Here is a 20,455-nt window from a genome sequence, read left to right on the forward strand (position 1 = left end):
TTTACCCGCTTCTGGTGACGGCCCGGGGACGGCTGCGGCGAGCCGGAACCGGCCGTCGGCGACCCGCGCCGCAAAGATCGTCCGGGAGTGTTCCGGGAGGGAATGCGTCGCGGAACACCGACGGCGTCCTGTCCGGCTGACGGTCGGTCCCGTGCCCAGGGGATCAGGTCAGTGCGGCGACGTTCGGGAAGACGGCGGCGTGCTCGTCCGGTCGGCGAGCGTCATGCGGTTACGCCGAGTGTGCGGCGGGCCTCGCGGATCATCTGGTGGGTGAAGCCCCATTCGTTGTCGTACCAGGCCATGACCTTGACCAGCGTGCCGTCCACGACGCGGGTCAGGTCCAGGTCGATGACGGCGGCGCGTGAGTCGCCGACGATGTCGGCGGAGACCAGCGGATCCTGCGAGACACCGAGGATGCCGCGGTAGCGCTCATCGGTGGCCTCTTGCCGGAACGCGGCGTTGACTTCCTCGACGGTGGTCGGCCGGTTCGCGACGAACACGATGTCGGCGATCGACCCGACCGGGATCGGCGCGCGTACCGCGATGCCGTCGAACCTGCCGGCCAGCTCAGGCACCGCGCGGGTGGTCGCCCGGGCCGCCCCGGTCGAGGTCGGCACCAGGTTGGCGGCCCCGGCCCGACCGCGCCGGAAGCTCTTGGCGGGACCGTCGACCAGCTGTTGGCCGGCGGTGTAGGCGTGGATGGTCGTCATCACCGCCCGTTGGACACCGATGTGGCGGTGAGCGACTTCGATGACCGGGGTGATGCAGTTGGTGGTACAGCTGGCGCAGGAGACGATCTGTGGTGCGCCGTCGGGACGGTTCACGCCGTGCACCACGGTGGGTACCGCCTCCGACGATGTCGGGGCGGACAGGATCACGAAGGAGGCGCCGGCCTGCAGGTGCTTCTTCAGGTCGTCCTCGGTTTTGAAGACGCCGGTGCATTCCAGGACCAGGTCGACGACGAGGTCGGCCCACGGCAGCTTCGCCGGGTCACGTTCGGTGAACGTCGCGATCCGTCGACCGTCGACGAGCAGCGCCCCGTCTTCGGTGCTGACCCGGCGGTGGTAGCGGCCGTAGACGGTGTCGTACTTGAGCAGGTAGGCCAGGTTGTCGACGTCGGCGACGTCGTTGACCGCGACGAGGTTCAACCCGTCGTCGTCCAGCAGGATCTTCAACGCCGCACGGCCGATGCGGCCCAGCCCGTTGATCGCCACGTTCGTCATCTCAGACCACCTTCTTCTAGGTTCGTTGGGTTTTCGGCAGCGCGTACCTGCCGGTGAAGGATGTTGGGCAGCGCCGGCGACGGTCGGGGCGCGTGGTGATCATCTGGCACCAGGGGGTGCCAGCTAGTCCATTCGGTCGCCGTGCTCCACATGCAGGTCGCTCAGGTACTTGTCGGCGCAGCGACGCGCGCAATAGCGGACAGAGATCAACGCGACAACGCCCAGCACCAGCCCTAAGCCGATCTTGTCGGCGTTCAGCAATGCGACAGCGATCGTGATGAGGGCGATGGCGAGGGTGAGCGCGGGTAGCTGGTACTTGAGGCCCATCCGTTCCTCCATCCCTTGTGGCAGCGACAGGTGATACTCGAGGCTGCGTCTGCCGACGACGTGGGTACCGGCAATGATCTGATCGGGAGTTCCGCCGGCGGGCCACGCCCGGTGTGATCTGGGCACCATGTTCGTCGCGCCTGCGCCGACAGGGCAGGTGGGCGCCGCGCCAAACTGGACCCCGCTTGGTTGCCGACGGACGGCAATCCGCCCGGTGTCGCCCAGCCAGACAGGACCCGAGCGCACCTGAACCGGGCGTCTTTCGCTGCTGCGGTGGCGACGCTTGCTCATGACCGGCAACGTGGGGCCACCAACGTGTCCGTCGCCGACCCTGTCCGCACCGCGCAAACGGATCCACCGTTGAGGGAAGCGGCTGCGCGGTGGGACCGGCACCAGAAGCTGCGCGTCTTTGATCGCGGGACGGGTTCGGCAGAGCCAGGCCGGGACGAGAGTCCACCGTCGGCGCCGTCCATCCGAGTCCTTGCCGGTCGCGCCGAGCTGCGGTGCAGCCACCGAACAGGCTCTGGCGGGCTTTGCGGAGACACCGCGCCGGCGCGAGGAACGAAGACGAACCCGACCGTCTTCGACACGCCCAGAAAAGGGGATCGTCATGCACCTCTACCTGCATCGACCGGCATCGCCGCGAGCCGCCGCGGCGAACCACCCAGTCGCATGTCCCGCGACGGGCGGCGACGTCGGCCCGGCCCGCCAGCCCACCGCCGCCGCCGCAAGAGTCGACTTGAACTTCGTGTGGTGCTCCCTGCCGCGCGGACGTTCGCTCGGCACCAACGCAGTGATGGAGGTCTTGCGATGAGCAGGCTCGTGGTAGTCGGCTTCGACGGTTCGGCGACAGCCCGGTCCGCAGTTCACTACGGCGCGCGGGAGGCCGTGCGGCGCGGCGGCGGCCTGCGCATCGTGCATGCCTTCGGCTGGCCGGTGATCGGGCCGCCCTTCCATGCGCCGTACGATCAGCACGATCAAGGGCCGCGGGCGGCGATGCTGGACCTGTTGTCGCAGACGGCACAGCAGGCCCGCGCCGATCATCCTTCGCTGTCGGTGACCACTCGTCTGATCGACGGTTCTCCTGGCGGGGTGCTGGTCGAGGTCTCACGCGACGCTAAGCTGCTCGTCGTTGGTCATCGCGGCCTGGGCGGGTTCGTGGGGCTTTTTGGCGGGCTCGGTGGCTGCCCAGGCCTCAGCGCATGCGCGCTGCCCGGTCGTGGTCGTGCGCGGCGACACCCCCCGCGATGACGCGCCGGTCGTGCTCGGCACCGACGGTTCACCCGGGGCCAACAGGGCGGCCGAGGTCGCCTTCGCGCAAGCGCAACTGCGCGACGTCGAGCTAATCCTGGCCCATCATCAGCCGGCGCGCAGAAGCTCCGCGGGTGCGATCGCGCCGGGCGATCCCGGATTCTGGGCCACGGTGGGCGACTCTGCGACAAGCGCGCTCGGCGTCGGCGCGCGCTATCCGGACGTCAAGTACCGTACCGAGGTCGTGCCGGGCGATTCCGTCGCCGCGGCGTTGATCGCCATCATTCGCCGCACGTCGGCCGGTCTGCTGGTCGTCGGCTCGCGGGGACACGGGGGATTCCGTGGCCTGGTGATGGGCTCGACGTCGCGGAACCTGATCGAGCACGCCCCGTGCCCGGTGATGGTGGTTCCGGCGATCCACGACCTGGACTGACGGCGTGCCATCATGTCGAGGTGTCGGCCCGGCCCGGGCCCACCGTCCACCGACCGGGTATGAGCAATGACTGACGGTTGCCGTGCTTCGGCAGGTCCGACTTTCGCAGTTTGCTGTTGTCGACCCTGTCGATGGGATCCGGTCAAGCCGGATGCTGTCAGTGCACAAACGACGGATCGGCAGGTGGCGGCTCATGTCCGCTGCCTGCACCGGTCGCCTCAAACGGAAACGCCACGAGGCGGGCCCCACAGTAGGTCGTTGCGGACGGTCGCCAGTCGGAAAGGAGCAGGCATGCTCAGCGACGCAGAACAGCGCAGGTTGACGGAGATCGAACGCGGACTGCGCTCAGAAGACCCCGAGTTCGCCGATCGATTCGGCCATGCCATGCAGAGCCGCCCGCACAAGTGGCGCGGCATGACCCCACGCACATGGCTGATCGCCGCCGTGCTGATCATGGGCTTGGCGGTGTTGATGACCAGCCTCGGAGTCGCGCTGATCGCGGTCGCTGTGGCCGGCGTGAGCGCGGCCATCTGGATCACCGACCACACCCGCTGGACCGATAATCGGCGGCCACCACAACCATAGCCCGACGGCCCCGCCCACAGACCGACCGGTGTCCGCGCCCGCGGACGACGCAAACAAGAGGCCGGGCGTCAGTGCGGTTCTGCATGGTGAATGCCGGGCGCCGCTCGACCACCGGCATCCGGCAAGAGGCCTGCCCACCGGTCACGATGAGCCACGCCCATCGACCGAACCCGGCTCATCGTGACCGACACGATGATCGGCGATGCGGTTGTGCGCAGGTAGAGCAACACTGCTGTCCCCGCATCCGGGGCGTGCCGCGTCCGCCGGCGGCGCCGCACACGTGCCATACCCGTTCGGTCAGTGACAGTCGCGTCGGCGCACGGCGGCGCACGAAGGGAGCACCATGACCACGACCGCTGCGTTGCGTGTCGGTCAACGGCAACCGGATCAGGATCTGGTCGCCGCGGAACTCGCCGCCGCCACGTTTCTCACCGCCCTCGGTGTCGACCTGGCATCCGGAGGGCTTGCTCAGACACCCGCTCGGATGGCGCGCGCCTACGCCGAACTGCTCAGTCCACGCGAGTTCGCCTTCACCACGTTCGCCAACGACGAGGGATACGACGAACTCGTCGTCACCCGCGACATCCCGATCCGGTCGGTGTGCGAACACCACCTGCTGCCGTTCGTCGGCGTCGCCCACGTTGGCTACCTGCCCGGCGACCGCATCGTCGGCCTGTCGAAACTCGCCAGGGTGGTGCAACTGTTCGCCCACGGCCCCCAGCTGCAGGAGCGCCTCACCCGACAGATCGCCGTCTGTCTCGACACCAACCTGCGGCCCGGCGCCGTCGGGGTCGTCATCGAAGCCGAACACCTGTGCATGACCATGCGGGGCGTACAGGCCGCCGGCGCCCGCACCAGCACCTCCACGTTCCTCGGACGTCTGCGCGACGACGCCCGCGCCCGCGAGGAGTTCCTGACCATGGCCGGCGTCGGCTCCCACTGATCGCACACCGCATCGGGACACCCCGGGTGACCGATCAGCGCAATCCTGATCGTCGGCGCCGGCGTGCTGACGCCGTAGCGGCCTCACACGGCGCATGGTCGTCCGCACCGGGCCGGTCGCAGCCGGTTTCTCAGGTTGCCGGGCACCGGAAGGGTTACCGCCGGTTGTTCTGCCCGTGACGGCTCCTGCGCTTACCCGACCAGTCCCGCACGCTTGACACACAGCAGTTCCGCAGGTGAGGAGACACATGATGACGACGAGAGCGGTGACCTCCAGCCCCACCGTCGATGCCAGATTCCCCCGGCGTGGCCGCGCGGGCACGCCGCTGCGCCGCGGACGGCCGGACCCGACGCCACGAGTGTTCGCCGACCGGCGCCGCGATGCCGTCGCCCTGACCTGGGACCTGACGATCCATCAGCTGCATCAGGCGTTCGGGCGGTGTGTGGCCGCGCCGTCGACCGAGCCGCAAGACGACGCCATGTCGCAGGAGCTGGCGCGGACTCGGCTCGCCGCAGCGCGATATGCCGTCGACGACATCCAAGCCGCGCTCAGTCGCATGGCCCACGGCACCTACGGCAGATGCCAACAGTGCGGCTGCAGGATCACCGCTGATCGTCTGCAGGGTTCACCCACCGCCCGCTGGTGTGCCGCCTGCCAGGTGGAACAGACCCCCGGTCTCGCGCACCCTGCCGGGCGTGGCGAGACCGTCTCGTCCGAGCGTCCGTAGAAGTGAGGTCGGCATGTCCGTATCCACCACGGTGGTCTCCGGCCAGCAACCCTCCATTGGCCCGGCGGGCGCGGCGCCCGCCGATACCCGGGGGAGTGCCGAGACATCGCCCACCGCGATAGCCGTCAGCCTCGGCAGCGGCCAAACCCATGTGTGGGTGGCTGGCCACGGCGGCCTGAGCTGCCCGAGCGGCGACACCGTCGGGACCTCCCACGCACCGGTACGCCGGGGACGCGTCGCCGACAGATCCGGCTGTATCGATGTACTGGCAGGGCTGATCCGCCGGTACCGCGACCCGATCCCGGCCGGCCCGGTCGTGGTCGTCTGCCGGCCCGTGCTGGCCACCGCGACGGAGCAGGACGTCCTGCGGCAGGTCGCCGCGGCGGTGTTCGCCCCTTCGCGGGTGGTGTTCATCGACACCATACGCGCGGCAGCCATCGGCGCCGGCGCCGGCGCGGGCAGCCTCATCATCGCCGACATCGGCGCCGAAATCATCGAGGTCGCGGCGCTGCGGCACGGCAGAGTCCTGGCGGCGCGTCGCACGGACATCGGCACCCGTGACCTCAAACGCGGTGCCCCCACCGACGTCCTCGCCCACTCCACCACCCGGATGATCGACGAGCTGCGCCAGGACCCGGCCGTCGAGACGCTGGTCCCCGCCGCGTTGACCCGCGGCCTCATGGTGGTGGGCGACGGCGCCATGACTCCCAGCCTGATGGTGAAGATCGCCGCGAACCTGCGCATCCCGGTGCGGTCTGCGGTCGCACCATGGACCGCCGCGCTCAACGGCGCCGGACTCGCCGCCATGTCCGTGGCCCGTCACCCGGCGATCCGATGACCGGCCGGCGCAGCGACGCCTGCGCCCAGCAGCCGGCGGCGCGAGAGGATCCGCCGGTTGCCACGACCGTGCACCGCGCCCCGGGACTGTTGCGCTGCATGCTCGAGGAGCGACGACGAACCGACACCGTCTGGCTCGCCCACCTTGTGATCTGTGATGAGTCGCCCGACGTCACCGGCGACGACAGTGCCACCGTTGAGGCGTTCGTCGCCGCGGCCCGGCACGGTGTCGCGGACACCACGCAGGCCCTGCACCGCATGCAGCAGGGAACCTATGGCATCTGCGAAGCGTGCGGAAAGGACATTCCCCTGGGCCGGCTACGGAACCTGCCGCACGCCCGGTTCTGCGTCCGGTGTCAACGTCGTGCCGCCCAACGTTGGTCCGCACCGCTGCCTACCGCACCGCCGTGGTGAGACACATGTCAACCTCCGCGGAACAGAGTCGGCGCGTTGCCCATGAACGCGTTCACCGGGGTCAGGGGACACGGCGGAACGGCTCCGCCGCGTGCCGCCACCGACTGGCTCCCGCCCGACGGCCGTCAGCTGCAACGTCACGATGCTGCCGGGCGCAGCCGTACGCAGCAGCGGCCGGGGCCGGGGTCGAGCTCCGCGTGACAGGTGGAGTCACCGGCACCGTCGGCGACGCCGCGCAGCAGCTGCAGGTTCACCCCACACACCAACGCCGTGTACTGGCGGGCGAGGCGGTGGAACGGGCAGTTGCCCAGCACGACCGCGCCGCTGTCAGAATCCTGTCGCCGTGGTTCGTACCCAGCGTCCTCCAGCGCCGCGAGCAGGTTGCCAGCCGCCGTACCGATGGTCTTGCCGGCGTCGTAGGCGGTGCGGTGCAGCACCTCACGCACATCGCCGCCGGTGTCGATCGACTCGGTCACGGCCGCGGCGAGCAGCCCGCCGACCACGTCGTAGTGCCGTTCGGGGACCGACACCGCCACCTCGCCCTCGGTCCGCCGGTACAGCTTCGCGGGACGGCCGGCGCCGGGACCGCCACGCCCCGGCGGCCGGCGGTACTCGACGGCGAGCAGCCCCTGATCGGCGAGGCGGTCAAGGTGCACGGCGGCGACCCGGCGGCTGACCCCGAGGGCTTGCGCCGCCTGGTCGCGGCTGATCGCCCTGCCCGCACGGGCGACGAGGTCGAACACGGCCCGGCGGGTCGGATCGTCCAGGACGGCCAGAGCGGCGACGCGGTCGGGCAGCGGGCGAGTGGCCATGACCCGAGTGTAAAACACGAACATCTTGACTTTAGAAGCAAACGGAGCCTAGCTTCTAAAGCACGGAAATTGTGTATTTAGAAGATGGGAGCATGTCATGAGCACCAACGCACCGGATTCGACGATGATCTCCCGGCTGACCGGGCGAGCCGGGGATCCGGCTCAGCAGGCGTTCCTGCTGCTACGCACCGTCTTCACGGTGGCGCCGATCGCGTTCGGCCTAGACAAGTTCGCCAACCTGTTAACCGACTGGCCCGGCTACCTGGCGCCGTTCATCGACCGGCTCGTCCCGGGCACCGCGCAGCAGGCGATGTACGCCGTCGGCGTGATCGAGATCCTGGCCGGCCTCCTGGTGGCGGTCCGGCCGAGGTACGGCGCCGTCGTGGTGGCCGCCTGGCTCGCCGGGATCATCGTCAACCTGCTGATCCTGGGCGACTTCTACGACGTGGCACTGCGCGACTTCGGCCTGCTCGTCGCCGCTGTCGCGTTGTGGCGGCTGGCCAGCCGCCGAGCGGCGGAGTCGTCCGTGTCCCGCCGGTAGCGCGCCGAGTCCCTCGACCGACGCCATCCACCACCCCGTCCGACCTGAAAGGTGAACCGATGACACCCCTGGAGCGTCTCTACACCGAGTGCGGCCAGAGTCCGTGGCTCGACAACCTCACCCGCGGCTACCTGCGCGACGGCACCCTGGCGCGGATGGTCGCCGACGGGATCCGCGGGGTGACCGCCAACCCGACCATCTTCACCAAGGCCATCGTCGGCTCGACCGACTACGGCGAGCAGTTCGCGGAGCTGACCGCGGCCGGATGGTCTCTCGAGGACGCGTACTGGCAGCTGGTCGTCGATGACATGACCGCCGCGCTGGCCGTGCTGCGCCCGACCTTCGACGCCAGCGGCGGCACCGACGGGTTCGTCTCCATCGAGGTCGCCCCCGACTTGGCCCACGACGCCCAGGCCACGCTGGTGGCCGCCCGCGCGCTGCACAAGCGGATCGCCGCGCCGAACCTGTTCGTGAAGATCCCGGCGACCGCGGAGGGCGTCCCCGCGATCCGGACGATGATCGCCGAGGGCCGCAGCGTCAACATCACGCTGATCTTCTCCCTCGCCCGCTACGAGCAGGTCATCGAGGCGTACCTGTCCGGGCTCGAAGCCGTCGCCGCACGCGGCGGCGACCTGGCGCGGGTGCGCAGCGTCGCCTCGTTCTTCGTCAGCCGGGTCGACACCGAGGTCGATCGGCGCCTTGATGCGGTCGGCACCCCCGAGGCGTTGGCGTTGCGCGGCCGGGCGGCGATCGCCCAGGCGAAGCTCGCCTACCGGCTGTTCCGGGAGCGCTTCGCCGGCGAGCGGTGGCAGCGCCTGGCCGCGCTGGGGGCGCGTCCGCAACGGCCGCTGTGGGCCTCGACCTCGACCAAGAATCCGGCCTATCCCGACACCCGCTACGTCGACGATCTCATCGGCCCGGATACGGTCAACACGCTGCCCGAGGTCACCATCGCCGCGTTCACCGACCACGGCACCCTGGCCCGCACCATCGACAGCGAAGTGGATGACGCCGCTGAGGTGATGCGCAGGCTCGCCACGGTCGGCGTCGACATGGACGATGTCGGGTCGGCGCTGGAGGAGCAGGGGGTCGCCGGTTTCCGCGCCTCGTACCAGCAGGTGCTCGCCGCGCTCGCGGCAAAGACCGATCAGCTCAGCCGTCGCTGACATGGACTGGGCAGGTTGGGCGCTGTTCGGGCTGGTCGCCACCACGGTGCTGACCGCGGTGCTGATCGCCGCCCAGATGGCTGGGCTGACCCGCCTCGACCTTCCCCTGGTGCTGGGCACGCTCGTCACCGCTGACCCGGACCGGGCCCGGGTCGCCGGGTTCTTCCTCCACCTCGCCGCCGGCCAGGTCTTCGCCCTCGGCTACGCCACCACCTTCGCCCTGCTGCACCGCGCCACCTGGTGGCTCGGGGGCATGCTCGGCGCACTGCACGTCGCGGTCGCCCTCACCGTGCTGCTGCCGCTGTTGCCGGGCGCCCATCCGCGGATGGCGTCGCACCGGGCCGGCCCGGCCAGCACGGCCGTGCTGGAGCCGCCCGGCCTGTTCGCCCTCAACTACGGCGTCCAAACCCCCGCCGTCGCGGTCGTCGCCCACCTGGCCTACGGCGTCGTGCTCGGGCTCCTGCTGCAGGCGCGCTGACATGCGCCGGCCACCGATGACTGACGGTCCGGACGATGCGCGCTCCCAGATGCCCGTGCCGATCGGCGACTATGGGTTGCTGAGCGACACCCGCACCGCGGCGTTGGTCTCCGACGACGGCGCGATCGACTGGCTCTGCGTGCCCCGCTTCGACGGCGAGCCACTGTTCGGTCGCCTCGTCGGCGGCCCGGCAGCCGGAACGTTCCGGGCCGGCCCGGCCGGCCCCGCCACGATGGCCGAACGGCGCTACCGGCAGCACACGGCCACCCTGGAGACGACCTGGCAGGCCGGCGGTGGCCGGCTCACTCTCACCGAGGCGATGGTGGCCGAGGTCGCCGGCCAGCTGCTGCCCGCGACGCTGCTGGTGCGGCGCCTGTCGGCCGAGAACCAGCCGGTCGACGCGGTCATCGAGTTCGACCCGCGCCTCGGCGCGGACCATCGTCCACCCAAGGTCCGCCACGACCGTACGGTCGTCGTCTGCACCTGGGGGTCGCTCGCGGTTTCCCTGACCTGTGCACCCGAGCTCACCGTCGCACCCGGCCGGACCACTACGGTCACCGTAGAACCGGGCCACCCGCTCACCCTCGTGCTGTCCGTGGCCCACCGCGAACCGCTGATCCACGTGCCGCCGGCGGCAGCCTGGGACCTGCTCGCCGGCGACGAGACCCGCTGGCGGGCCTGGACCGCCGCCATCGACCCGACGCTGCCCTTCCGCGAGCCCGTCGTGCGCAGCCTGCTGACCCTGCGCCTGCTGACCTACTCACCGTCCGGGGCACCGGTCGCCGCACCGACCACCTCGCTGCCCGAGGATCCCAGCGGCATGCGCAACTGGGACTACCGCTACGTCTGGCCCCGCGACGCCAGCATCGGCGTCGCCGCGTTCCTCGGCGCCGGCAAACTCGACGAAGCCCGCGGCTTCCTCGCCTGGCTGCTGCACGCCAGCCGGCTACAGCGGCCCCGCCTGCCCGCCCTGTTCACCCTGCACGGCCGGCACCCACCCGGCGAGCGGGAACTGCCCGGCTGGCCCGGCTACGCCGGCAGCGTGCCGGTGCGCACCGGCAACGGCGCCGCCGACCAGCACCAACTCGACGGCTACGGCTGGGTGGTCGACGCCGCCTGGGTGCTCGTCCAGGCCGGACATCACCTGTACGCCGAGACCTGGCGGGCCGTGCGCGGCTTCGCCGACCTGGTCGCCCGCCGCTGGCCGGAACCCGACGCCGGCATCTGGGAGATCCGCGGCGACGCCACCCACCACGTGCACTCCAAAATGATGGGCTGGCTCGCCCTCGACCGGGCCCTGCGCATCGCCGACACCCACCCGCTCGCCACCCGGCAACGCCGGCGGTGGAAGCACGCCCGAGACGCCATCGCCGCCGAGGTCCACGCCCGCGGCTTCGACCCGGCCAGGGCCACCTACGTACGCGCCTACGACTCCACCGACCTCGACGCGGCGCTGCTCGTCCTGCCACTGCTGGGCATCGACAAACCCCCAGTCTGCCCGGGTACGCGGCACGATCGACGCGATCCGCGACGAGCTGTCCGCCGGCGGACCACTGCTGTACCGCTACCCGCCCGGACGCGACGGACTAGCCGGCACCGAAGGCGCGTTCCTGCCCTGCTCGTTCTGGCTCGCCCAAGCCCTCGCCCGCACCGGCCGCCAGCCCGAAGCGCTCCAGCTATTCCAGACGCTGCTCGAGCACGCCAGCCCGCTCGGCCTCTACGCCGAGGAGATGGACCCCGCGACCGGTGCCCACCTCGGCAACTACCCGCAGACGCTGACCCACGCCACACTGATCCAGGCCGCCCTCGCCATCCGAGACGCCGGTCGCCCCTGAATTCCCGTGCCCTCCGGCAGTGCAACCCGCCGCGCCGCACCGTGATTCCTGACCTCGAATCACCGACCACGAGGCCTCCGAGCGCACGCTGAGCGGATCGTGATCCTGGAACGCCCCGAATACGCCCAGCAACAAGGGGCGCCCCAGCCGATGGCGCGCTTCGCCCAAAACACGGGATTTCCGTGTCCGAGGACTCAGCCTTGACGCGACAGACGAGCACGGGCCGCGTCGAGCGCAGGCAACGCCGTCGCCCCGAACTTCTCATCCGGAAATCGGCGCCAACCGTGCACCGGTTCTTCGTAGCGGCAGGGTTCCGCGCACCAGCGCTCGAATCGCCGCCCCCGGACCTTCGCCTGCGCACGGCCACCGTGATCGGGCGTGGGTCTGTTCCTGCTCGCACGCGCGGTTGACGCACACGCCCGAGACGGGTGCTAGTCAACCAGAGCGATGCCGGCCAAGCCCGCCCCGGTTTGCCTCCTACTCGGCGGAGCCTTCGGTGTTGCCCGGGGCCGCCGCGTCGATGTCATTCAGCCGGTACAGCTCGATCGCCTTGGTGGGCGTGGACTCGTCGGCTTCTCCGCGGTCGGCGAGTTGGGTGAGTACCCGCAGGACGATGGAGGGTGCGTCGACGTGGAAGTGGCGGCGCAGTGCCCCGCGGGTGTCGGAGTGCCCGAAGCCGTCGGTGCCCAGGGAGGACCAGGTGCCGGGCACGAACGGTGCGATCTGGTCGGGGACGGCTCGCATCCAGTCGGACACGGCGGTGACCGGGCCTGGTGCCGCGGTCAGCCGGCGGGTGACATAGGGGATTCTGCGTGGTTGGCCGGGGTGGGTGAGGTTCCACGCGTCAACCGCGAGGGCTTCGCGGCGCAGTTCGGTCCAGGAGGTCACCGACCAGACATCGGCGGCGACGCCCCAGTCGTCGTGGAGCATCCGTTGTGCCTGAAGCGCCCATTGCACGGCGATGCCGGAGGCCAGGATCTGCGCCCGTGGGCCGTCTGCTTGATCGGCGGCGCTGTAGAGGTGCATGCCGGCGAGGATGCCGTCGACGTCGGTGTCGGCCGGCTGGCCGGGCTGGGTGATGGGTTCGTTGTACAGGGTCAGGTAGTAGAAGACGTTCGGGTCCTCGCCGTCGCGGGTTTCGCCGTACATGCGGCGCAGGCCGTCGCGGACGATGTGGCCGAGTTCGAACGCGAACGCGGCGTCGTAGGCGACGCAGGCGGGGTTGGTGGAGGCCAGCAGCAGCGAGTGCCCGTCCTCGTGTTGCAGGCCCTCGCCGTTGAGGGTGGTCCGGCCGGCGGTGGCGCCGAGCAGGAAGCCGCGGGTCATCTGGTCGGCGGCCGCCCACAGGCCGTCGCCGGTGCGTTGGAACCCGAACATGGAGTAGAAGATGTAGATCGGGATCATCGGTTCGGCGTGGGTGGCGTAGGAGGTGCCGGCCGCGGTCCAGGACGCGGTGGCGCCGGCTTCGGTGATGCCCTCGTGCAGCAGGACGCCCTTGGTGTCCTCCTGGTAGCTGAGCATCAGTTCCCGGTCCACCGACAGGTAGTGCTGTCCGTGTGGGGAGTAGATCTTCTTGGAGGGGAACAGGGCGTCCAGGCCGAAGGTGCGGGCCTCGTCCGGGATGATCGGCACGAACCGGTGACCGATGTGCGGGTCCTTCATCAGGTCCTTGAGCAGCCGCACGAACGCCATCGTGGTCGCGACCTGTTGCCGGCCGGAACCGCGACCGGCGACCGCGTACGCCGCGGCGCCGGGTAGGGCGAGCCGCAGGCTTGGCGTGGGGCGGGCCGGCAGGTAGCCGCCCAGGGCATGGCGGCGTTCGTGCAGGTATTCCAGCTCCGGCGAACCCTCGGACGGGCGGTAGTAGGGCGGTAGGGTCTCGTCGAGTGCGGTGTCGGGGATGTCGAGGTGCAGCCGGTCCCGGAAGCCCTTGAGGTCGTCGAGGGTGAGTTTCTTCATCTGGTGGGTGGCGTTGCGGCCCTCGAAGTGCGACCCGAGTGTCCAGCCCTTGATGGTCTTGGCCAGGATTACGGTCGGCTGGCCGGTGTGTGTCACGGCGGCCTGGTATGCCGCGTACAGCTTGCGGTTGTCGTGGCCGCCGCGGGTGAGTCCCCAGATCTGGTCGTCGGACATGTCCGCGACCATGGCGGCGGTGCGGGGGTCGCGGCCGAAGAAGTGTTGCCGCACGAAGGCTCCGGATGAGGCTTTGTAGGTCTGGTAGTCGCCGTCCGGGGTGACGTTCATGAGGTTGAGCAGCGCGCCGTCGGTGTCCGCGGCGAGCAGCGGGTCCCATTGCCGGCCCCAGATCACCTTGATGACGTTCCAGCCGGCGCCGCGGAAGAATGCCTCCAACTCCTGGATGATCTTGCCGTTGCCGCGGACCGGGCCGTCGAGGCGCTGCAGGTTGCAGTTGATGACGAAGGTGAGGTTGTCGAGGTTCTCGCGGGCGGCCACGCCGATCGCGCCGAGTGCTTCGATCTCGTCCATCTCGCCGTCGCCGAGGAAGGCCCATACCCGCTGTCGGCTGGTGTCGGTGATTCCGCGGTGGTGTAGGTAGCGGTTGAACCGGGCCTGGTAGATGGCGTTGATCGCGCCGAGGCCCATCGAGACGGTCGGGAACTGCCAGAAGCCGGGCATCAGCCGGGGGTGTGGGTAGGACGGCAGGCCGCCGCCGGGATGCGACAGTTCCTGGCGGAACCCGTCGAGCTGGTGTTCGGTCAGGCGGCCTTCGAGGAAGGCCCGTGCGTAGATGCCCGGGGAGGCGTGGCCTTGGAAGTAGATCTGGTCGCCGCCGCCGTCGGCGGCGTGGCCGCGGAAGAAGTGGTTGAACCCGACCTCGTACAGCGACGCAGCCGAGGCGTAGGTGGAGATGTGCCCGCCAACCCCGATCCCGGGTCGCTGCGCCCGGTGCACCATGATCGCGGCGTTCCACCGAATGTACGCGCGGATGCGCCGTTCGATGTCTTCGTTGCCGGGGAACGGCGGTTCCAGCTGCGGCGGGATGGTGTTGAGGTAGTCGCTGCTGTGCAGGATCGGCACGCCGACATGCTGGTCGCGGGCTCGTTGCAGCATGCTGAGCATCAGATACCGTGCTCGATCCACGCCGGCGTGCTCCACGACCGCGTCGAGGGACTCCCGCCATTCCTGGGTTTCGGCGGGGTCCAGGTCGAGCAGTTGGCTGGGTAGCCCGCCGCTGATCAGCGGGTGCCGGTGGGTTTCTGCGGTCATGGCGTGGGCCTTTCTCAGCAGTGGTGGCGTGGCGTTGTATCGATTGCCTGATCGGATAGCGCATCGCGCACGCCGGGCGCGAACTGGTCGTCGACTCGCACCGCACCCAGCTGGTTGCCACGGGATTGGTCATCAACGCTTTCTCGTGGTCCGTGCGGCGGAAGCCTCCAGCGTCCGGCACGCATTGCCCGGCTGGCCGGGTTCGGCCTGTGGTCAGTAGCGCAGGATCGCGGCTAGTGGGTTGGCGTCGGGCATGCGTGCGGCGGGCACGGCGTAGACGGTGCCGGCGTGGCGCAGGGTCGCCACAGCAGCAAGGTCGAGTTGATCGTTCGGGGTGGGTCCGTCCGCGAGCAGTACCAGCGGCTCGCGGTCCGCGCGGGTGCGCCATTCGGGGGTGTTGGTGCAGAGGAACAGTGTCTCGACCCGTCCCTGTCGCGCGGCCGTGAAGACCTCCTCTGGTGTGTTGCTGGTGGCTCCGGTTCCCTGCAGTGCGCGGTATCTGGTGGCGGCTGCGGTTTCGTGGCCGCGCAGTAGGGGTTCGACGAGCGCCCACGCCCGGCGGTGAAGTTGATCAGGGCTCGCGTATGTTGGGCTGCCGTCGATGCCGGTGGGCAGGAGCTGAGGATGGGCGTTGGCCTGGCGGTAGATGGCCTGCAGGTAGCGCACGCCGGCGAGGACTACTGGGGCTTGGTCGCCGGCGAGCAGCTCGCGAAGGGCATGGTCGACTCGTCGGAAGTGCTGCAGTATCAGCGGCTTGGCGTCGTTGTCGGTGCCGCCGCCGTGGAACATTGCTCGGCCGCCGGTGCCGCCGCGGTCGGCGAGGAACGCGTGCACCTGTGGCTGCCTGCGTGGCATGGTCAGCCACACCGCCAGCGGGAGCCCGTCGAGCTGGACCTGGTCGAGGCCGATCCGGGTGCCGTGGAACAGCCGGATCTCGTCCTGGCTGAGGGCCAGGACGTAGAAGTGGCCGCCGGCGTTCAGCAGCGGCAGCAACGGTCGGACCACGAATCTGTCGCCGACGGTCACCAGCTCGGGCAACCGCAGCGGAACCCGCAGGTGACAAGGGCCGTCCGGCCCGAGGAACACGGCCAGGCCATCGCTGGGCTGCTCCCACAGCCCTACTAGGTTGAGGAGCCGATATCCCGGTTCGAGCATCGCGTCGATCTGCCCGGCGGGCATGCCGTCGGTGCGCAGCGCGTGGTGCGCGTACCGGAGCTGGTTCTTCAGCCGGATGCGGTTGCGCTCGGTTTGAGGGCCGCCGCGGTGGGTTGGCAGGAAGAGGGAGATCCGTGTGCCGCCGCGCTGGTCGGTCAGACGGAGCAGGTCCTGCGTGTTGATGATGTCCATGCAAACCTCTCGTCGAAGATCGCGCGGCGCGTCCGTGAGCCGATCGCACGTCTGAGGCAATACCGGCGTCCTGCGCTACTGGACCGCCGTTGGCCGGGGGCGTTTCAGGCTGGACCTGCGTGCGTGATCCCCGCCGGCTGCTAGATCCGCACAGTCGCCGTTCTCGGTCTCGGCGTCGGTGACGTTGTCACCAGTTGCCCGGCGGGTCGCTGGCTGGAAATGACTGCCGGCCCCATTCGTCGACGATGTCGCCGGTGAATCCACCGAGGTCATCGTCGGTGTCCGGCGGCAGTTGGGACACATCCGGTTTCCGGTCGTGCAGGTCGACGATCGGGCCAGGACGTTCGCCCTGCGGGCGCGACGGCATCGCCGCTGATGACGGGACTGCTGGCTGCCTGATCATCGCGGTGCCGCCGTTGTGGTCGCGGTCTGTACGTCGTGGTCGGTGACGCGGTCCCCGGATGCCGGTTCGGCTGACCAGGTGGGGAAACGTCCGATCCGCCAGCCGAGCAGGGGATCATGTTCGACCGACTGACGTGCGGGAGCGGCTGTGACGGTGTCGTCGAGGTCGAAGGTGAGCTGGTCGACGACGTCGGTGACGCCCGGGACCGTTTCGGTCAGTCGGGCGGCGACGACGGCGGTCGTCTTGCGTGCGGTGTGTCCGGTGAGGGTGACGACACCGTCGTCGACAGTGGCCTGGACCACCCCGGGCGGGATTGTCAGTGTGCGGCGCAGGACTTGGTGCGACACCTCGTCCCGGATGACGGCGTCAAGCCGGGCGTGGACCTTCAGCAGGTCCGACCGGGTGACGATGCCTCGCAGGCGGTTGTCGCCGTCGACGACCAGCAGCCGGCCGACCTCGCTGCGGTACATCGTGCGGGCGGCCGCCGGCAGCGGAGCGTCGGCGGCGACGGTCAGGGCCGGGCCGCTCATCACCTCCACCGCGGTCCCCTCGGGCCACCGCGCCGACGGTGGCGCCCACCGGCGCCACCAACCGACGTGCGGCTTTTCCTGCGGCGTGGCGATGTCGATCTTCTTGCGCAGGTCAGTCCAGGAGACCACGCCGAGTACCACATCGAACCTGTCGACGATCGGCACGGCGGTGATCTTCCGGTCGGTGAGCACGGCGACGATCTCTGCGATCGATGCGTCGTCGGGTGCGGTGATCACGTCCGTGGTCATCACATCGCGTACTCGCCAATGCGGCATGGTGCTCCTCCCCTGTCGCCGACGATCGTGCGGGATGCGCGGCAGCGCACCCATCGGTGACAAATGTGTTGGTGTGACGTGGATGGTGTCGTCGGTGGTGGGTTGACGAGTTCGTCGTCAAGTCAAGGTGGACAAGCGTGTGCGTGGTGGTCACCCGTCACGACCACGCATGAGGTCCTGCATGCGGGCCGGCAGGACCGGTGTCCGGCTTCCATCGTCGCTTCAGCGGACCTGTGTTCGGCAGGGCCATGGTGCACAGACACGGCGGGTCTAGACTGCCGACTGTCGGCAACAATGGCTGACGTAACCGTTGGCGTCGCGGGGCGTAGGCGACCTGCCCGTGGGTAGAATCCATGCCCCGCGAGTTGTGGCCTGAGCCGGGCACCATCACCGATGGCGTGTCATGGTCGGTGCGGGAAGGCACGGCAGAGGTGACCGGCAGTACCGACGGCGTCAGCTTCCGCGAAGAGACGCCATGGCCCACGGGGCGCGGCCGGGAGGAGCGTCGGACCTGTTCGGCCTCGCCTCGCGCACCGGTACGTCACAGCCGAGGGCGGTACATCACCACGCGCTGACACCGATGCACCCCCTCCGGACTCGCGGGGGAAAGGCCGACGGATGTGCACCCTGGCGTTCGATGTCTCGGCGTGCTCACCGGTACTGCACTTAGCGATCGATCAGGTCCGACGCCTGACCCCATGATGACGCGACATGGATGACGCGAACATGCGCACCAGATACAGCAATGGCCGTCTGATTCTGCCGTTCGTCGGCAACCGGGCCATGGTGCGGGTGCTGACCGACGGTGTGGTCCACCCTGGCTCTCAACGTTTGAGGTCGCGCTCTCCGGTGCCACGCAACGGCTTGGCACGGACCGGGCCGCCACGAATATTCGGATCTGACGGTGGTGCCCCGCGTGTGTGACCATCACCGCCGCGGTCGACCGGGTCCGGCGTTTCCTCACCTGGCCGGACTGCGCATCGGAGGTCTTCCGCTGCATCGACGGCCACGGCCTGTGCGCCCCTGATGGTGTCAGCTGCGTGGGCTGATCAGGATTCGGCAGACATCCGGTTCGGCGAACGGGATGAGCTCATCCACAGACACCGCGCCGGTCCGATCGACGGCGCCCTGCATGAAGCCGAGGTGCAGGGCGCACACCAGCTGATCGTGCGGCTGGACAGTCTCGAGGAAAGGACAATTACGGAGATCAATCTGCCCGGCTCCGGCTCCGGGCTCAGGCGCGAAGCCGATCCGGTCGAGTAGCCCGATCAGCCACGACGTCGCTTCGACAGCAGTCAACGGGCCGGCAGGTGGTTCGACGTCGTGCACAGCCCAGCGCCGGCCGATCTCGACTGCTCGTGCCGCGGGATTCCGCGCGGCGTTCAGCTCAGCGATCAACATCTCGACCAGGAACCGATAGTTGCGGGGACCGGCCGGATCCATCCGTCGGGACGCCCGGAACATCAGCGGAGGCCGACCCGGACCGGACCTCTCGGCCTCCACGCGCTCGACCAGGCCGGCGTCCGTGAGACTCTCGAGGTGCAACCGGACCGTGTTCGGGTGTACCTCCAGCTGCCGGGCGAGTTCGCCGATGCTCAGTGCCCGTTCCGAGGACCTGAGCAGGCGCAGCACCTCAGGGCGTCGCCCCGCCGACGGATTGGCGTCCCTGGCCCCGCTCATCTTCGTGAAGGTACTCGGTGGATCACCGGTCATGTCGTCACTGCGCCGATGACAAGGGCACGACGGCGCCGGTGCACAGTCAGGTATCGCAGACCCCTCGGGCCCGCGGTGATGCTCCTGTGGGAGGCCCGGGGCAGCCAGACGAGCTGACCGCCGGTGAGATCGAAATCGTCGAGTTCGGTCGTCAGTGCGCCCGAACCTTCGAGGACCACGACCAGGACATCGAGATCCGGCCCGATATGCGGTTCGATGTTCCCGTACGGGGGCAGCTGAATGATGTTGGAGTCGAGGTCGCGGTCGTTCATCTGCAGCTTCCAGATCGCACCGGCGGCGTCCGGTGCCGCATCGAGTGCGGTGAAGTCGCCGAGCACCCGCGGCAGTGGGGTGCCGACGAGCTTGGTGATCTGGATCCGCCAGGCTTGTGGGCCGCTTTCCAGATATGTCCACTCGAAGCCGCGGGGGCGTTCCCGCGCGAACTCCTCCCGCAGGTGACGCGGATCGTGGCTGTTGATCAGGATCACCGCGTCGCCGACCGGCAGGGCGTCGAAGGCGGTGAACACCGCGGGGTGCTTGTCGGGCTTGCGCAACGGACGGACGTCAACGGTGTGCTCGGTCATGTCTTGAGTTTATACATCCATCACCTGTATAAACTCCAGCCATGGACTCCTGGACAGCGGCGCTCTGGGCCGCGGCGACATTCGTCTGGTTCGGCATGGTGCTGGCCATCTCGTTTCTCGAGACGCCGCTGAAGTTCCGCGCCCCGGGCGTGACCGTACCTATCGGCCTGGGCATCGGACGGCTGGTCTTTCGCGCGTTGAACGCCGCCGAGGTCGTGCTGGGCCTCGTGGTTGTCGTCGCGATGACCTCCGGCGGCCATCGCCGGGCGCCCGAGATCCTGTCAGTGGTGGCGCTGACGGCGTTGACGGTGCAGCTGACGGTCGTTCGCCCGCAGCTGCGTCGCCGTACCGAGCGGGTCCTGGCCGGACGGTCGCAGCAGCGTTCCACCGCTCACCTCTTGTATGTGGCACTGGAAGTCGTCAAAGCACCCGCGTTGCTCGCCGCCGGTGTGCTGCTGCTTGCCGGCTGATTCGAGCATGAGGATCAGGACCCACCGATCGCGCTCGGGGCGGCCGTGGGGTCAGATGTTGGAACCGTCAGGCGGTAGGTCGGCGGGCGGTTGCGAGGATCCGCCTTCGCCTGCGGCGTCCGGGCAGGACAGGCCGAGGGTGTACGCCGTCATCGACAAGGAGCCGTAGGCGTAGTCGTCGACCAGAACCGACGAGTCCGCCTCCTTGGTAGCTGCGGCCAGACCGGCCAGATACAGCGCGGGAATGAAGTGGTCCGGTGTCGGTACCGCGTGGCGGAAGTCGCGGTGGGCGTCGAGTGTCGCGAACTCGGTCGGGTCGCTCAGCATGCGCA

General features: G+C 69.4%; 20 protein-coding genes and 2 pseudogenes. 12 read left to right on the forward strand and 10 right to left on the reverse strand.

The window, feature by feature from the left end:
• Nucleotides 1-221: 221 nt before the first annotated feature.
• Complete coding sequence (gene gap, locus DMB66_RS02570) at nucleotides 222-1,223, reverse strand: type I glyceraldehyde-3-phosphate dehydrogenase (RefSeq protein WP_125802368.1); 1,002 nt, start codon at nucleotides 1,221-1,223, stop codon at nucleotides 222-224.
• 123 nt (nucleotides 1,224-1,346) lie between these two features.
• Nucleotides 1,347-1,841, reverse strand: a complete 495-nt coding sequence (locus DMB66_RS02575; RefSeq protein WP_125802369.1) for a hypothetical protein — start codon at nucleotides 1,839-1,841, stop codon at nucleotides 1,347-1,349.
• A 519-nt stretch (nucleotides 1,842-2,360) separates the two neighbouring features.
• On the opposite strand from DMB66_RS02575, the gene DMB66_RS02580 reads away from it, so the two are divergent.
• From DMB66_RS02580 to DMB66_RS02605, 7 genes are all read left to right on the forward strand, one after another.
• Entirely contained in the window at nucleotides 2,361-2,801 is a 441-nt protein-coding gene (locus DMB66_RS02580; protein WP_158647119.1) for a universal stress protein, read from the forward strand.
• Nucleotides 2,776-3,234, forward strand: a complete 459-nt coding sequence (locus DMB66_RS02585; RefSeq protein ID WP_158647120.1) for a universal stress protein — start codon at nucleotides 2,776-2,778, stop codon at nucleotides 3,232-3,234. Before DMB66_RS02580 ends, DMB66_RS02585 begins: the two co-directional genes overlap by 26 nt.
• 291 nt (nucleotides 3,235-3,525) lie before the next feature.
• On the forward strand, nucleotides 3,526-3,819 hold the full coding sequence (locus DMB66_RS60975; protein WP_158647121.1) for a DUF3040 domain-containing protein: 294 nt from the start codon (nucleotides 3,526-3,528) through the stop codon (nucleotides 3,817-3,819).
• Nucleotides 3,820-4,162: 343 nt separating this feature from the next.
• Nucleotides 4,163-4,762 (forward strand): GTP cyclohydrolase I FolE, encoded by a 600-nt coding sequence (folE, locus tag DMB66_RS02595; RefSeq protein WP_125802373.1) that lies wholly within the window; start codon nucleotides 4,163-4,165, stop codon nucleotides 4,760-4,762.
• A gap of 247 nt (nucleotides 4,763-5,009) precedes the next feature.
• Complete coding sequence (locus DMB66_RS60980) at nucleotides 5,010-5,489, forward strand: hypothetical protein (protein WP_158647122.1); 480 nt, start codon at nucleotides 5,010-5,012, stop codon at nucleotides 5,487-5,489.
• Between the two features lie 13 nt (nucleotides 5,490-5,502).
• The gene (locus tag DMB66_RS02600; protein WP_158647123.1) at nucleotides 5,503-6,327 is read left to right on the forward strand and encodes a rod shape-determining protein; all 825 of its coding nucleotides are present in this window, start codon (nucleotides 5,503-5,505) and stop codon (nucleotides 6,325-6,327) included.
• Nucleotides 6,324-6,740, forward strand: coding sequence for a TraR/DksA C4-type zinc finger protein (locus tag DMB66_RS02605; protein ID WP_233624247.1), 417 nt, complete (start codon nucleotides 6,324-6,326; stop codon nucleotides 6,738-6,740). The genes DMB66_RS02600 and DMB66_RS02605 overlap by 4 nt, the downstream gene beginning before the upstream one ends.
• 137 nt (nucleotides 6,741-6,877) lie before the next feature.
• Here the strand turns inward: DMB66_RS02605 and DMB66_RS02610 are convergent, their stop codons facing one another.
• Nucleotides 6,878-7,552: a metalloregulator ArsR/SmtB family transcription factor gene (locus DMB66_RS02610; protein WP_125802375.1), complete on the reverse strand. Its 675-nt coding sequence runs from the start codon at nucleotides 7,550-7,552 to the stop codon at nucleotides 6,878-6,880.
• Between the two features lie 97 nt (nucleotides 7,553-7,649).
• Here DMB66_RS02610 and DMB66_RS02615 point away from each other — a divergent pair, with 97 nt between their 5' ends.
• From DMB66_RS02615 to DMB66_RS02630, 4 genes and pseudogenes are all read left to right on the forward strand, one after another.
• Nucleotides 7,650-8,093 (forward strand): hypothetical protein, encoded by a 444-nt coding sequence (locus tag DMB66_RS02615; protein WP_125802376.1) that lies wholly within the window; start codon nucleotides 7,650-7,652, stop codon nucleotides 8,091-8,093.
• Nucleotides 8,094-8,152: 59 nt separating this feature from the next.
• A complete protein-coding gene (gene tal / locus DMB66_RS02620) occupies nucleotides 8,153-9,259 on the forward strand; it encodes a transaldolase (RefSeq protein ID WP_125802377.1) in 1,107 nt (368 codons plus the stop codon).
• A 1-nt stretch (nucleotide 9,260) separates the two neighbouring features.
• Nucleotides 9,261-9,737 carry a hypothetical protein gene (locus DMB66_RS02625; protein ID WP_125802378.1) on the forward strand — a complete coding sequence of 159 codons (477 nt, stop codon included), beginning with the start codon at nucleotides 9,261-9,263 and terminating at the stop codon, nucleotides 9,735-9,737.
• A 49-nt stretch (nucleotides 9,738-9,786) separates the two neighbouring features.
• Nucleotides 9,787-11,572, forward strand: a pseudogene (locus DMB66_RS02630) (glycoside hydrolase family 15 protein).
• Between the two features lie 477 nt (nucleotides 11,573-12,049).
• On the opposite strand, the gene aceE reads toward DMB66_RS02630, so the two are convergent.
• From aceE to DMB66_RS02660, 6 genes are all read right to left on the reverse strand, one after another.
• Nucleotides 12,050-14,800 carry a pyruvate dehydrogenase (acetyl-transferring), homodimeric type gene (gene aceE / locus DMB66_RS02635; protein ID WP_125802379.1) on the reverse strand — a complete coding sequence of 917 codons (2,751 nt, stop codon included), beginning with the start codon at nucleotides 14,798-14,800 and terminating at the stop codon, nucleotides 12,050-12,052.
• Between the two features lie 213 nt (nucleotides 14,801-15,013).
• Nucleotides 15,014-16,147 (reverse strand): hypothetical protein, encoded by a 1,134-nt coding sequence (locus tag DMB66_RS02640; RefSeq protein ID WP_125802380.1) that lies wholly within the window; start codon nucleotides 16,145-16,147, stop codon nucleotides 15,014-15,016.
• Nucleotides 16,148-16,334: 187 nt separating this feature from the next.
• Nucleotides 16,335-16,514 (reverse strand): hypothetical protein, encoded by a 180-nt coding sequence (locus tag DMB66_RS02645; RefSeq protein ID WP_125802381.1) that lies wholly within the window; start codon nucleotides 16,512-16,514, stop codon nucleotides 16,335-16,337.
• Nucleotides 16,515-16,546: 32 nt separating this feature from the next.
• Nucleotides 16,547-17,356 carry a CBS domain-containing protein gene (locus DMB66_RS02650; RefSeq protein ID WP_158647124.1) on the reverse strand — a complete coding sequence of 270 codons (810 nt, stop codon included), beginning with the start codon at nucleotides 17,354-17,356 and terminating at the stop codon, nucleotides 16,547-16,549.
• 1,032 nt (nucleotides 17,357-18,388) lie between these two features.
• Entirely contained in the window at nucleotides 18,389-19,036 is a 648-nt protein-coding gene (locus DMB66_RS02655) for a metalloregulator ArsR/SmtB family transcription factor (RefSeq protein ID WP_125802383.1), read from the reverse strand.
• Between the two features lie 29 nt (nucleotides 19,037-19,065).
• Nucleotides 19,066-19,653 (reverse strand): DUF2249 domain-containing protein, encoded by a 588-nt coding sequence (locus DMB66_RS02660; protein WP_125802384.1) that lies wholly within the window; start codon nucleotides 19,651-19,653, stop codon nucleotides 19,066-19,068.
• A 41-nt stretch (nucleotides 19,654-19,694) separates the two neighbouring features.
• On the opposite strand from DMB66_RS02660, the gene DMB66_RS02665 reads away from it, so the two are divergent.
• Nucleotides 19,695-20,123, forward strand: a complete 429-nt coding sequence (locus DMB66_RS02665; RefSeq protein WP_125802385.1) for a hypothetical protein — start codon at nucleotides 19,695-19,697, stop codon at nucleotides 20,121-20,123.
• Between the two features lie 51 nt (nucleotides 20,124-20,174).
• Here the strand turns inward: DMB66_RS02665 and DMB66_RS02670 are convergent.
• Nucleotides 20,175-20,455: pseudogene (locus DMB66_RS02670) on the reverse strand (4,5-DOPA dioxygenase extradiol); the annotation flags it as partial.

It is taken from the genome of Actinoplanes sp. ATCC 53533, assembly GCF_003947245.1.